The organism is Microbacterium sp. Leaf151 (assembly GCF_001424225.1).
GTDB lineage: Bacteria > Actinomycetota > Actinomycetes > Actinomycetales > Microbacteriaceae > Microbacterium.
In genome coordinates this window covers 1-13,580 of sequence record NZ_LMOR01000001.1, presented here as the reverse complement: position 1 = coordinate 13,580, position 13,580 = coordinate 1, and the positions used below count along the sequence as shown (strand labels likewise).

Annotated in this window: 7 protein-coding genes and 3 rRNA genes; 6 read left to right on the top strand and 4 right to left on the bottom strand. The window is 65.2% G+C overall.

The window, feature by feature from the left end; translation table 11 throughout:
- Window positions 1-150: 150 nt before the first annotated feature.
- Genes ASF76_RS00050 through ASF76_RS00035 form a run of 4 tightly spaced genes read right to left on the bottom strand, consistent with a single transcriptional unit; the run spans window position 151 to window position 4,254 of the window.
- Window positions 151-963 (bottom strand): glycosyltransferase family 2 protein, encoded by an 813-nt coding sequence (locus tag ASF76_RS00050; RefSeq protein ID WP_055951184.1) that lies wholly within the window; start codon window positions 961-963, stop codon window positions 151-153.
- Window positions 960-1,964 (bottom strand): hypothetical protein, encoded by a 1,005-nt coding sequence (locus ASF76_RS00045; RefSeq protein ID WP_156459053.1) that lies wholly within the window; start codon window positions 1,962-1,964, stop codon window positions 960-962. Before ASF76_RS00045 ends, ASF76_RS00050 begins: the two co-directional genes overlap by 4 nt.
- Complete coding sequence (locus tag ASF76_RS16860; RefSeq protein ID WP_055951179.1) at window positions 1,961-3,097, bottom strand: glycosyltransferase; 1,137 nt, start codon at window positions 3,095-3,097, stop codon at window positions 1,961-1,963. Before ASF76_RS16860 ends, ASF76_RS00045 begins: the two co-directional genes overlap by 4 nt.
- Complete coding sequence (locus ASF76_RS00035; RefSeq protein ID WP_162240791.1) at window positions 3,094-4,254, bottom strand: glycosyltransferase; 1,161 nt, start codon at window positions 4,252-4,254, stop codon at window positions 3,094-3,096. Before ASF76_RS00035 ends, ASF76_RS16860 begins: the two co-directional genes overlap by 4 nt.
- Here ASF76_RS00035 and ASF76_RS00030 point away from each other — a divergent pair.
- The 6 genes from ASF76_RS00030 (at window position 4,254) to rrf (ending at window position 13,530) form a co-directional block, all read left to right on the top strand.
- Window positions 4,254-5,246, top strand: a complete 993-nt coding sequence (locus tag ASF76_RS00030; RefSeq protein ID WP_156459051.1) for a WcbI family polysaccharide biosynthesis putative acetyltransferase — start codon at window positions 4,254-4,256, stop codon at window positions 5,244-5,246. The genes ASF76_RS00035 and ASF76_RS00030 overlap by 1 nt on opposite strands.
- Window positions 5,246-6,238, top strand: a complete 993-nt coding sequence (locus ASF76_RS00025; protein WP_156459050.1) for a hypothetical protein — start codon at window positions 5,246-5,248, stop codon at window positions 6,236-6,238. The genes ASF76_RS00030 and ASF76_RS00025 overlap by 1 nt, the downstream gene beginning before the upstream one ends.
- Window positions 6,235-7,572 (top strand): glycosyltransferase family 2 protein, encoded by a 1,338-nt coding sequence (locus tag ASF76_RS00020; RefSeq protein ID WP_235561195.1) that lies wholly within the window; start codon window positions 6,235-6,237, stop codon window positions 7,570-7,572. The genes ASF76_RS00025 and ASF76_RS00020 overlap by 4 nt, the downstream gene beginning before the upstream one ends.
- 688 nt (window positions 7,573-8,260) lie before the next feature.
- Window positions 8,261-9,782, top strand: a 16S ribosomal RNA gene (locus ASF76_RS00015).
- Window positions 9,783-10,202: 420 nt separating this feature from the next.
- Window positions 10,203-13,312, top strand: a 23S ribosomal RNA gene (locus tag ASF76_RS00010).
- A 101-nt stretch (window positions 13,313-13,413) separates the two neighbouring features.
- A 5S ribosomal RNA gene (gene rrf / locus ASF76_RS00005) occupies window positions 13,414-13,530 on the top strand.
- Together the 16S, 23S and 5S rRNA genes form the textbook arrangement of a ribosomal RNA operon.
- The last annotated feature ends 50 nt before the right edge of the window (window positions 13,531-13,580 follow it).

Sequence of the window (13,580 nt, the reverse complement as noted above, 5' to 3'; positions counted from 1 at the left end):
CCCCGCCGCGGAAGCCCCGGTGCCGCGTGCGCCGGGGCTTTCGCGCGCCCGCGACCGCCGCGAAAGCGGGGTCGAGTGTCCACGACACGCCGGTCGGTTCGCGGAGGTCCGGCGTGTCTTGGACGCTCGACCGGTGTCGCCCGACGCGCCTCAGCGCACCCGCACCCACTCCTCGCCGCGGTGCTCGATCGCCCCGGCCGCGGCGAACGCGTCGAGCCACCCGCCCATGGGCCACACGCCCCACCGCTCGTGGAACGCGGCGCCGTTGCGCAGGATGTCGTCGAGGTGCTGCCACGGGGGAGAAGACACCGGATGCCACTGGTGGTAGGCGTCCGCACCGCCCACCCACCGCAGCTCGACGTCCCGCGCGCGAGCGGTCCAGGCCAGGTCCGTGTCCTCGGCGCCGTACCCCTCGTACCCGGGGTGGAAGCCCCCGATGCGGTGCCAGGTGGCAGGCGTCACGGCGAACGACAGCGACCAGAACAGGTCGTACTCCGTTTCGGACGCCGCCCGAGTCTCCCCGGCGGGCAAAGACGGTCGCGCCCGATGCGGGCGGGTGAGAAAGGGCAGGTCGACGGCGTAGTAGGGGCGCTGCACGCTCGCGAGGTAGGTCACCGCGCCGGCCAGCAGCCCCTCCGGGTGTGCGGCGGCCGCGGCGCGATAGGCGGAGAGCAGCTCAGGCCCGGGCAGGCAGTCCACGTCGAGGAACACCAGCAGTTCCGCGCCCGCCGCCATCGCGACCTCCGCCGCGCGGTTGCGTCCTTCGCCCACCCGCAGTCCGGACGGCCCGGGAGGCACGTGCAGCGTCAGGGTGCCGGCATCCCGGATGCCGTCGGGCGGTGTCTCGTCGAGCCACGCCTCCACACGCACCATGTCGCCCGCCACCTCGGCGAGCACGCGCCGTTGACGGTCGAGGTGCTCGCGGCGTGCGGCCGAGGCGACGGTGATGACGGCGGTCTTCACGGCAGTCTCTCCTCGATGACGGCGGCCATCCGCGCGGCGGCGCCGGCGACTCGCCAGCGGGCCCAGTCGGGGGCATCCCCGGCCGCTCGCTCCACGAGGTCGACCAGCTCTTCGGCCGACACGTCGCCGTCGGCCCGCCGAGCCAGCCCCCACGCCTCGAGGCCCTCGGCGGTCGCTCGTTGCTCGTCGAAGGGGCGGTCCTGTCCGATCACGACGGCTCGGGCACCGGATGCCGCGAGGTCGGCGACGCTGTTCTGCCCGGCGGCGCTGACGACCACCGTGCTCCCCGTCAGCAGGGGCCAGGGATCGTCGACGCGCGAGGCGTCGTCATGCCCGACGGACGTGACGTTCCATCCCCGCTCGCTCAGGCGGCGGGTGAGCTCGCCTCGAACGTCTGCAGACAGCACTTGGCCGAGGAGCAGCACCCGACGCTCATCGACGGGGTCGGGCGCCTCCCGCTCGTCGAAGCGCGAGATCCCGCCTGTCCACGCGACGCGATCTTCGTGGGCGGCCAGCCCCGGCGTCGGAACGGCGCCCTCCGGCCACGGAGCGACGATCCGGTCGGCCAGGCCGTACGCGAGGGCGTGCGGGGCGTCCGTGCGCGTGCCCGGCTGGGTGACCGCGACCGTCCGCGCACCCAGCAGCCGCGCGAGCGCCACGACCTCGGCGCTGACGTCGACGACGAACGTCTGCAGATCGCGGGACGCGGCGGTCGCGGCGATCGTCGCGAGCCGCTCCCGGTGGCCCGGGTGACCGTGCGGCGCCCAGTGCAGGTGACCGCGGGCCGTCGGTTCGGCCTCGCGAGGGTCCACCCGCGTGCCGTCGGGGGCGTCGAACGGTTCGGCATCCGGGGGCAGCAGCACCCACTCGACGTCGGCCGCGAGCTCGGCGGGTCGGGGCATCGACGAGAACGCGATGACCGGTGCGCGCAAGTGCGGCTGCACGGCGAGGAATCTCGAGACGTGACCGAAGCCGTGATGGTGGACGTACCAGCCGATCACCACGACACCGCCGGCACGCGCCGTGCGGCGACGGGCTGAGCGGTGTGGGTGAGCACGCGTTCCACCTCGCGGTAGCGCTGGGCGAGGGAGTGCTGCTGCACGGCCGCCCGACGTGTCCACACACGCGTGAGGGGCTCGCGGACACCCTCCGCGGCGAGACGGGCCGCGGCCTGTCCGAGGGCGACCACGTCGCCGGGCATGACCGTCGCCGATCCCGGCATCCCCGCGAGCACTTCCGACACCCCTCCGATGTCGAAGGCCGCGACCGGTGTGCCGGTGGCGAGAGCCTCAGCAATGACGAGACCGAAGGGCTCCTCCCACATGGGCGTGACCAACGCGACGGCCGATGACCCCACCAGGCGGCAGAGGTCCGGTTGGTGAAGGGGCCCCACGTAGCGCGCGTGGGAGCCGAGACGGGGCACGATCTCCTGCTGGAAGTAGTCCGCGTCGCCGATCCGCCCCGCGAGCACGATGTGCGCGCCGGCCGAGCGTGCGGCTTCGATGGCCAGGTGAGGCGCCTTTTCGGGCACCACGCGACCCGACCACACCCACGAGGTCCCGCCCTCGCCGCGCGTCCACTGCTCGGTGTCGATGCCGTTGGGGAAGACGAACGCGTCGACACCCTCGATCGACCACGCCCGGGCCGTGGCCTGGCTCACCGCCACGAAGCGGTGCGGGCTGTCGACCACCTCCGCCGCCGCCTCCAGCATCGGCTCGAGCGGCGGGGTGTGCAGGGTCGTGACGACCGGGATGTCGGCCGTGCGGCTCCATCGGATGGGAGCGGGGTTCAGGCTGTGGTTGTCGACGACGTCGTACAGATGGCGGTCGGCGATGAGACGGTCGAGGGCGGCGTCGTAGGCGGCGTCGACGTCGGCGGCGTAGCCCTCCGGGTATTCAGTGTCCGATGAGTGCTCGGGGCGCGTCCATTCGGGGACGGGCAGCCGGAATTCGACCACGTCACCGAGGAAATCAGACCCGTCGGCGGCGCAGAGGGAGACCTCGTGGCCCCGGGCGCGCAACCATCGCACGCGGTCCCAGACGCACGCCTCGAGACCGCCGGCGTGCGGCTGGCGCAGGGGGTAGCGCGAGGGCGCGACGACGAGCACCCTCAGCGGTCGCGTCCCGCGGATCACGCGGCGACCTCCGCCGTGAGGGCGCGGCGGTACACGGCGACGTGCGCGGCGCGCACTTCGTCGAGTTCCGCGCGGCGCCCCGCTCGTCGCCGCTCCACCTCGGCGGAGCGCGCCGCCGATCCCGGAGCCGACGATGCCTGGCGCGTGGCATCCATGATCGCCCGGGCGAGCGAGACGGGGTCGCCCACGTCGAACGGGTGGAAGTCGGCGGGGTGCTGTGCGGCGATGTGTCCGACGGGGGTGCTGACGATGGGCACGGCGAGGTCGTAGCAGAGCTCCGCCCACCCCGACTGCGTGCCGTGGCGGTAGGGGAGTACGCACGCGTCGAGGTCGGCGAGCCACGCGGCCAGGGCGTCGTCGTCGAGGCGGGTTCCGCGCTCGACGGTGACGCCGTCGGCCCCCTCGGCGAGAAGGGCGATGGATGCCGCGGCCTCCGCGTCGCGGACCCGTTCGTTCATCCGCACCACGGCCTCGACGCGCGCGCCCTGCGCCCGCAGGTCGGCGACGGCGCGGACGAGGGTGGCGGTCGTTCCGACGCCGTCGATGTTGGGTCGGAGGTCCCTCATGTGCACGCCCACGCGCAGGGCGTCGTGGCCATTCCCGGTGGGACGTCGTGCGTCGCCGAGCAGTGTGGGGTGGGGGACGACGGTGACGGGGCGACGGACGATGTCCCGCACCGAGGCTCCGGCGGTGTCGGTGAGGGCGATCAGCGCATCGGCCCCGGCGGCCAGCACGGCCAGGGACGCGCGGTGGGTCTCCTGTGCGGTCAGCTGGGGGTTCTCGAGATCGTGCACGGTGTAGACGAGGGGCCGTCCCAGCCGGTGAAGGGTCGCGACCGTCGCGTGCAGTTCGTCGGGAGAGTAGGACTCGATCCCGAAATGCACATGGACCAGGTCGAATTCGTCGGCGTGAGCCTCGAGCCACTCCGGCAGCAGGACCTGCGGCGGCCACCACTGGCCGGCCGGGGCGCCCGGAGGCGGCGGGTCGGCGAGCAGCCTGACGCGATCAGCGTCCGTGATGGCGGAGACGTAGGGGTGGGACGACGGGACGGCGGCGACGCGAACCGGGGAAACGGTGGTGGCGACGATCTCTCTCCTCCTCGTGCAGTGATGTGGCGTGGCGTGCGTACGCGTACCGCATCGCCAGGCACATCGCAATGCAACGGGGCGGTTGGGACGACGATGACACCGACGGATACCTTCACATCATGGGTGGTGAGACGGCGCGGCTGCAGAGCCTTGCGGACCACGGCGACGCGGTGATAGCGCGGCGGCGGCACTACGGAGAATTCTTCGGCGAGATGCCACTGCCGGAGAATTTCGGCCTGGTCGTGGGCAATTGCCAGGCGGAATCACTTCGGTTGGTCATTGCCTCCGACGCTCTTCCCGCCATCCGCGTGCCGGCGGTGCACGAGCTCACCGCGACCGACGCGCAGCGCCTTCACACCCTCCTCGCCGGGGCCGCATTCCTCGTCGCCCAGCCCATCCGCGACGACTACCGCGACCTCCCGCTCGGCACGATGCAGTTGCGCGCCTCGCTTCCTCCGGCGGCCCGGCTGGTGACTGTTCCCGCCATCCGATTCGGAGGACTGCACCCGTTCCAAGCGGTGCTGCGTCTGCCCGCGTTCCCGGAGGATCCGCCCCTGGTCGCCTACCACGACGTGCGCGTCGTCGCCGAGGCCGCGGGAACTCCCGTTCCCGCCGAACTGCCACCGGCGGCGGTGCACGAGATCGCCGATGCGTCCGTCGCCGAGCTGCGTCGCCGCGAGGCTCTCGGTCTCGACGTCGTGGCATCCGACCTCTTCGCCCCGGTCGTCGACGACCTCGCCCGCACCGTCAACCATCCCGGAAACGCCCTCTTCCTCCCGCTCGGGGAGCGTCTCGTCGCCGCCCTCGGCGCGCCCGGTCGCGTCGTCGATCCCGGTCGCCCCATCCTCGCGGGCGTCCGCGCGCCATTGGAGCGGTGGGTCGTCGACGCCTGGAACCTGGATGCCGCGCCCCGCCCCGACTGGACGGTCGCGGGCGAGACGCTCCCGGCAGAGAGCGTTCGCGAAGCGCATCTCGCGTACTACGCCGAACGTCCCGAGCTGCTCGCCGCCGTCGTCGCGCGGATGGCCCCCCTCCTCCGCACGTGGGCGGCCGCTGCGTGATGGCGTCCTCGATCCCGGATGCCACCCCGCCCGTGCTCCTCGTGCACCCGGGGCCGCACGGCGTCGCCGCCTACGCCCGCGAGATCGCGACCGAGGTGCTCGAGCAGCAGCCGTCGGCGCGGCTGAGCACTGCTGACGCGCTCGCGGCCGTTGCCCCGGGCACGCCCGTGCACGCTCACGTGACCGACCGGTTGTGGGGGTCTTCGCCCGAACAAGCGGCGCGTGTCGTCGTCGATCTGGCCGGCCGCCATCCGCTGTCGGTGACCTTCCACGACGTTCCCCAGGCGTCGGACGGCGAACGCAATCGCCCCCGCCGCCGCGCGTTCTACCGGTCGGTGGCGGAGGCCGCGCGCGGGGTGGCCGTGAACAGCGCGCACGAGCGGGAGCTCCTCCGCGAGGAGGGTGTCTGGAACGGCCCTGTCGCGATCGTTCCCCTGCCCGTCGAGACGGTCGAGCCGTCGACAGTCTTCGCCGGCGACGATGCGGTCGGCGTCCTCGGGTACTTCTACCCCGGCAAGGGGCACGACGAGACGCTGGCCGCGACGGTCGCGGCGGGGATGACCCGACTGACCGTGCTGGGACGCGCCTCCGACGGGCACGCCGAAGACCTCGACGCGTTCGTCCGTCGTGCGTCCGCCGCGGGCGTCGACGTCGAGGTGACGGGATGGCTCGACGATGCCGAGATGATCGCGCGGGCGCGTCGCGTCTCCGTACCCGTGATCGCCCACCGGCACGTGTCGGCGTCCGGCTCGCTGACGTCGTGGATCGGCTGGGGTCGCCGGCCCCTCGCCGTGCGCAATCGCTACATCGACGAGATGGTCGAGTTGCGCCCGGGCGCACTGCGCGTGGTCGATCCCGAAGACCTCGCCGCCGAGGTGGCGATCGCCCGCCACGAGGCGGTGCGCACCTGGCACGGTCTCGACCCCGTGCCGTTCGGTCGGGCCGACGCGGCACGCGCCTACCGGCGTTGGTGGGCGGAGGTCTTCCCGTGAGCGCGGCCGCCGCCGAGGCAGGTGACCGGATGCCGTGGGTCCCGGGCAACCGGTGGGATCTCGTCGCCGACCGGCAGCCGGATCCTCCGCGGGTCAGCGTCATCGTGACGCACTTCGACCAGTCCGAGCAGCTGGCGCGGACGCTCGCCGCCCTGCAGCACCAAGACCATCCGGCCGAGCTCCTCGAGATCATCGTCGCCGACGACGGCTCGCCGACGGAGCCGGTCGTCCCCTCCGGTGTGCGGCTCGTCCGTCAGGACGACCGCGGGTTCCGGGCAGCCGCCGCACGGAATCTCGGTGCCGCCGCGGCTACGGGCGATGTCCTGTGCTTCCTCGACGCCGACACCACGCCCGAGCCGGAGTACGTGCGCCGGCTGACCCGCCTGCCCGCTCTCCTTCCCGAGGCGGTCACCGTCGGGCGCCGCCGCCACGCCGACCTGAGCGGGTTGGATGCCGAGACGCCGGTCGCCGAGGTCGGCCCCGCCCGCGAGTTGCCCGAGCCCGCGTGGCTCCGCGACGAGTACGCCCGCAGCGACAACCTCCTGCATGCCGACGACCGCTCATACCGGTTCATCATCAGCGCCGTCGCCGCCTGCTCCCGGGCCTTCTTCGATGAGATCGGCGGATTCGACGAATCGTTCTCCTCCTACGGCGGCGAGGACTGGGAGTGGGCGCATCGCGCTTGGCAGGCCGGGGCCGTACTGGCTCACGTTCCGGATGCCGTCGCCTGGCACGACGGTCCCGACTGGGCGGGACGTTCCGGTGAGGACCGCGTCCGCGAGGGCAATCGGCAGTCGTTGCTCCTCGCGCAGAAGATCTCCGTCCCCGGGTCGAGCGGACGCGGCCTGCTGCCGGCCACGCCCGATCTCGTGGTGCACGTCTCCGAGGGGCTCACGCCGTCCGCCGAGTTCGTGTGCGTCGATTCCGTGCTCGCGGCATTCCCTCTCGCGACGGTGGTGGTGCAGGCGCCGACGCAGGAGTCGCTCGTGCGGGCCGACCCTCGCGTCCGCGTGGGAGCTGAGGGGTCCGGACTCGACGCGCGGGTGACACTCCGCCTCGACCGCGCTCTGCTGATTCAGGATGCCACCCCCCTTGCGTTGGCGCTGGCTTCCCTGGGGCAGGGGTCTATCGGATCGATGACCCTTCTCGGCGACGACGGCGTCGTCCTGGGGCGTGCGGATGCGCGGCGCGCTCGCCGACGCGAGCGCCGGTGGGCGACGTCCGCCGGTTTCGACGAGGTGGCGCTGACGGTCGACGGGGTGCACGCCCTCCGCGATGAGCCGCACGTCGACGCGTGGGTGGGCGGCTGGGGAGGGGCCGAGCGCTTCGTGTGACGTCCGAGACGCGCGGCCGTCCGGCGCCGACGCGATCCGCTGGTTCTGCGACCGCCACGTCGCGACACGCCCGGGATGTGCGCGGATTCGCCGAGGTGGTCGGGCGCACGTAAGTTATTACTTGTTCGCCCCACAGGGGAGAGCGGAGCGGCCGAAAGGCCCCGCGTCCTCTCAAGCAGCGAACCGCCCCCAACACCAGTACTTGAGAGTCTCGGCTCGCTCGGCTACAGTTGGGATCTGCCGCTCGGCGCACACCTTCAGCTCGTCCACTCCTTCTTGGAGTGAGATTCTGCTGGTCTGTGAGCCGAACATGGCATTCATATCGTGAACTGCCTCATGGGTTGGTCGGAAGACTGTTTCTGTGGGTGCGTCCGTTCCTTGAGAACTCAACAGCGTGCACTTGTCAAATGCCAATTTTATTCCTCGTCGGTCTTCAAGTGAACTGCCTCATGGGTTGGTCGGAAGACTGTTTCTGTGGGTGCGTCCGTTCCTTGAGAACTCAACAGCGTGCACTTGTCAAATGCCAATTTTATTCCTCGTCGGTCTTCGGACTGGTGGGAAATTCCTTTGGATCAAAGACCARCCCTTCCGGGGGTTGGCATTATGGATTCGTCAGTAATGATGTTTTCTCTTTGGTCAGTTTCGAACTCGCTGCGGCATCGTTTTCCCGGTGTTGTGGTTTTTTTCTTTTACGGAGAGTTTGATCCTGGCTCAGGATGAACGCTGGCGGCGTGCTTAACACATGCAAGTCGAACGGTGAAGCCAAGCTTGCTTGGTGGATCAGTGGCGAACGGGTGAGTAACACGTGAGCAACCTGCCCTGGACTCTGGGATAAGCGCTGGAAACGGTGTCTAATACTGGATATGAGCCTCTATCGCATGGTGGGGGTTGGAAAGATTTTTTGGTCTGGGATGGGCTCGCGGCCTATCAGCTTGTTGGTGAGGTAATGGCTCACCAAGGCGTCGACGGGTAGCCGGCCTGAGAGGGTGACCGGCCACACTGGGACTGAGACACGGCCCAGACTCCTACGGGAGGCAGCAGTGGGGAATATTGCACAATGGGCGGAAGCCTGATGCAGCAACGCCGCGTGAGGGATGACGGCCTTCGGGTTGTAAACCTCTTTTAGCAGGGAAGAAGCGAAAGTGACGGTACCTGCAGAAAAAGCGCCGGCTAACTACGTGCCAGCAGCCGCGGTAATACGTAGGGCGCAAGCGTTATCCGGAATTATTGGGCGTAAAGAGCTCGTAGGCGGTTTGTCGCGTCTGCTGTGAAATCCCGAGGCTCAACCTCGGGTCTGCAGTGGGTACGGGCAGACTAGAGTGCGGTAGGGGAGATTGGAATTCCTGGTGTAGCGGTGGAATGCGCAGATATCAGGAGGAACACCGATGGCGAAGGCAGATCTCTGGGCCGTAACTGACGCTGAGGAGCGAAAGGGTGGGGAGCAAACAGGCTTAGATACCCTGGTAGTCCACCCCGTAAACGTTGGGAACTAGTTGTGGGGACCATTCCACGGTTTCCGTGACGCAGCTAACGCATTAAGTTCCCCGCCTGGGGAGTACGGCCGCAAGGCTAAAACTCAAAGGAATTGACGGGGACCCGCACAAGCGGCGGAGCATGCGGATTAATTCGATGCAACGCGAAGAACCTTACCAAGGCTTGACATACACCAGAACACCGTAGAAATACGGGACTCTTTGGACACTGGTGAACAGGTGGTGCATGGTTGTCGTCAGCTCGTGTCGTGAGATGTTGGGTTAAGTCCCGCAACGAGCGCAACCCTCGTTCTATGTTGCCAGCACGTAATGGTGGGAACTCATGGGATACTGCCGGGGTCAACTCGGAGGAAGGTGGGGATGACGTCAAATCATCATGCCCCTTATGTCTTGGGCTTCACGCATGCTACAATGGCCGGTACAAAGGGCTGCAATACCGTGAGGTGGAGCGAATCCCAAAAAGCCGGTCCCAGTTCGGATTGAGGTCTGCAACTCGACCTCATGAAGTCGGAGTCGCTAGTAATCGCAGATCAGCAACGCTGCGGTGAATACGTTCCCGGGTCTTGTACACACCGCCCGTCAAGTCATGAAAGTCGGTAACACCTGAAGCCGGTGGCCCAACCCTTGTGGAGGGAGCCGTCGAAGGTGGGATCGGTAATTAGGACTAAGTCGTAACAAGGTAGCCGTACCGGAAGGTGCGGCTGGATCACCTCCTTTCTAAGGAGCATCTGGCATCAGCGGGCTTCGGCTTGGTGGTGTCCAGGCGCCGGATCAGACCGTTCGTGTCTGCCGGTAGCTCATGGGTGGAACATTTGACTTGGTGCTCATTTTGATGGTTTTGGATMTAGTACGCAGCTTGCTGTGGGAACGGTTCGGGGTCGGAGGGGTGGGTACATGCACGCTGTTGGGTCCTGAGGGGCCGGGCGCTGATCGCGTCAGTCTTTGGGCTGGGTGGTTGGTGGCTGTTCCTCTGGGCCTTCTTTGGCTTCACCGGTTGGTGGGGTGGGAGGGGGTTCCGCCCGTACTTTGAGAACTACACAGTGGACGCGAGCATCTTCGACATGATCCTTCGGGATGGTGTCGTGAAGATGATCTTAAAGATCATTAGTCAATTTTTTGACGATTCAACTCATGTGATTTCAAGTCTTTAAGAGCAAACGGTGGATGCCTTGGCATCTGGAGCCGAAGAAGGACGTAGCAATCTGCGATAAGCCTCGGGGAACTGATAAGCGAGTTTTGATCCGAGGGTGTCCGAATGGGGAAACCCCGCCAGGGCGCGTGCGTGCCTGGTGACTCCCGCCTGAATATATAGGGCGGGTAGAGGGAACGTGGGGAAGTGAAACATCTCAGTACCCACAGGAAGAGAAAGCAAAAGCGATTCCGTGAGTAGTGGCGAGCGAAACCGGAAGAGGCTAAACCTAGCGTGTGTGATAGCCGGCAGGTGTTGCACGTTGGGGGTTGTGGGACTTTTCTGATTGTTCTGCCGAGCAGTCGACGTGACAAGAGGGTATAGACGAACGGTTTTGAACGGCCGGTCATAGAGGGTGCGAACCCCGTAGTCGAAATGCCTGTTCTTGGCGTGAAAAGTATCCCAAGTAGCACGGGGCCCGAGAAATCCCGTGTGAATCTGTCAGGACCACCTGATAAGCCTAAATACTCCCAGATGACCGATAGCGGACAAGTACCGTGAGGGAAAGGTGAAAAGTACCCCGGGAGGGGAGTGAAATAGTACCTGAAACCGTTTGCTTACAAACCGTTGGAGCCTCCTTAGTAGGGGTGACAGCGTGCCTTTTGAAGAATGAGCCTGCGAGTTAGCGATACGTGGCGAGGTTAACCCGAGTGGGGTAGCCGTAGCGAAAGCGAGTCTGAATAGGGCGATTCAGTCGCGTGTCCTAGACCCGAAGCGAAGTGATCTATCCATGGCCAGGTTGAAGCGACGGTAAGACGTCGTGGAGGACCGAACCCACTTAGGTTGAAAACTGAGGGGATGAGCTGTGGATAGGGGTGAAAGGCCAATCAAACTTCGTGATAGCTGGTTCTCTCCGAAATGCATTTAGGTGCAGCGTTGCGTGTTTCTTGCCGGAGGTAGAGCTACTGGATGGCCGATGGGCCCTACAAGGTTACTGACGTCAGCCAAACTCCGAATGCCGGTAAGTGAGAGCGCAGCAGTGAGACTGTGGGGGATAAGCTTCATAGTCGAGAGGGAAACAACCCAGACCACCAACTAAGGTCCCTAAGCGCGTGCTAAGTGGGAAAGGATGTGGAGTTGCTTTGACAACCAGGAGGTTGGCTTAGAAGCAGCCACCCTTGAAAGAGTGCGTAATAGCTCACTGGTCAAGTGATTCCGCGCCGACAATGTAACGGGGCTCAAGCACGCCACCGAAGTTGTGGCATTGACATTTTTGGTAGGCCTTCGTGGTCCAGCCGTGTTGATGGGTAGGAGAGCGTCGTGTGGCGAGTGAAGCGGCGGGGTGACCCAGCCGTGGACGCTACACGAGTGAGAATGCAGGCATGAGTAGCGAAAGACGTGTGAGAAACACGTCCTCCGAAAGACCAAGGGTTCCAGGGTCAAGCTAATCTTCCCTGGGTAAGTCGGGACCTAAGGCGAGGCCGACAGGCGTAGTCGATGGACAACGGGTTGATATTCCCGTACCGGCGAAGAACCGCCCAAGCTAATCCAGTGGTGCTAAGAGTCCTAACCAGGAATGGATGGATCCCTTCGGGGTGAAGCCGTCTTGGCGAACGCTCGACCCCATGCTGGTGCGGTTAGCGTATTAACAGGTGTGACGCAGGAAGGTAGCCCAAGCCAGGCGATGGTAGTCCTGGTGCAAGTGCGTAGGCCGACTCTTAGGCAAATCCGGGAGTCATACAGGCTGAGACACGATGCGGATAAAAAGTGGGTGATCCTATGCTGCCGAGAAAAGCATCGACGCGAGGTTCAAGCCGCCCGTACCCCAAACCGACTCAGGTGGTCAGGTAGAGAATACCAAGGAGATCGAGAGAATCGTGGTTAAGGAACTCGGCAAAATGCCCCCGTAACTTCGGGAGAAGGGGGGCCATCCACTTATTAGGACTTGCTCCGAAAGGGTGTGGTGGCCGCAGAGACTAGTGGGTAGCGACTGTTTACTAAAAACACAGGTCCGTGCCAAGTCGCAAGACGATGTATACGGACTGACGCCTGCCCGGTGCTGGAAGGTTAAGAGGACCGGTTAGCCGCAAGGCGAAGCTGAGAATTTAAGCCCCAGTAAACGGCGGTGGTAACTATAACCATCCTAAGGTAGCGAAATTCCTTGTCGGGTAAGTTCCGACCTGCACGAATGGCGTAACGACTTCCCAACTGTCTCAACCGCGAACTCGGCGAAATTGCATTACGAGTAAAGATGCTCGTTACGCGCAGCAGGACGGAAAGACCCCGTGACCTTTACTACAGCTTGGTATTGGTGTTCGGTGTGGCTTGTGTAGGATAGGTGGGAGACGGTGAAGCATTCACGCCAGTGAGTGTGGAGTCATTGTTGAAATACCACTCTGGTCACTCTGGATATCTAACTTAGGACCGTGATCCGGTTCAGGGACAGTGCCTGGTGGGTAGTTTAACTGGGGCGGTTGCCTCCCAAAATGTAACGGAGGCGCCCAAAGGTTCCCTCAACCTGGTTGGCAATCAGGTGGCGAGTGTAAGTGCACAAGGGAGCTTGACTGTGAGACTGACAGGTCGAGCAGGGACGAAAGTCGGGACTAGTGATCCGGCAGTGGCTTGTGGAAGCGCTGTCGCTCAACGGATAAAAGGTACCTCGGGGATAACAGGCTGATCTTGCCCAAGAGTCCATATCGACGGCATGGTTTGGCACCTCGATGTCGGCTCGTCGCATCCTGGGGCTGGAGTAGGTCCCAAGGGTTGGGCTGTTCGCCCATTAAAGCGGTACGCGAGCTGGGTTTAGAACGTCGTGAGACAGTTCGGTCCCTATCCGCTGCGCGCGTAGGAAGTTTGAGAGGATCTGACCCTAGTACGAGAGGACCGGGTTGGACGAACCTCTGGTGTGTCAGTTGTTCCGCCAGGAGCACCGCTGATTAGCTACGTTCGGGATGGATAACCGCTGAAAGCATCTAAGCGGGAAGCCGGCCTCAAGATGAGACTTCCATACCCTTCGGGGTGAGAGGCTCCCAGCCAGACTACTGGGTTGATAGGCCGGATGTGGAAGCGTAGTAATACGTGAAGCTGACCGGTACTAATAAGCCGATGACTTGATAACACACCGTTTTTGGTGCTTGCGTCCACTGAGTGGTTCTCGATGTACGGTCGAGAACAACAACAATGAAATATCGTTGTTGGTTTACGGAACATCAATAGYGTTTCGGCGGCCATAGCGAGAGGGAAACGCCCGGTCACATTCCGAACCCGGAAGCTAAGCCTCTCAGCGCCGATGGTACTGCAGGGGGGACCCTGTGGGAGAGTAGGACACCGCCGGACTTCCTTTAAGCCGAAATGGCCACCCAACGCTGGGTGGCCATTTCGCATTT

What these genes read in the sequence shown, in the direction of transcription:
- ASF76_RS00030 (WP_156459051.1), top strand. Translation starts at nt 4,254, where the DNA reads ATGCAACGGGGCGGTTGGGACGACGATGACACCGACGGATACCTTCAC.
- ASF76_RS00025 (WP_156459050.1), top strand. Translation starts at nt 5,246, where the DNA reads ATGGCGTCCTCGATCCCGGATGCCACCCCGCCCGTGCTCCTCGTGCAC.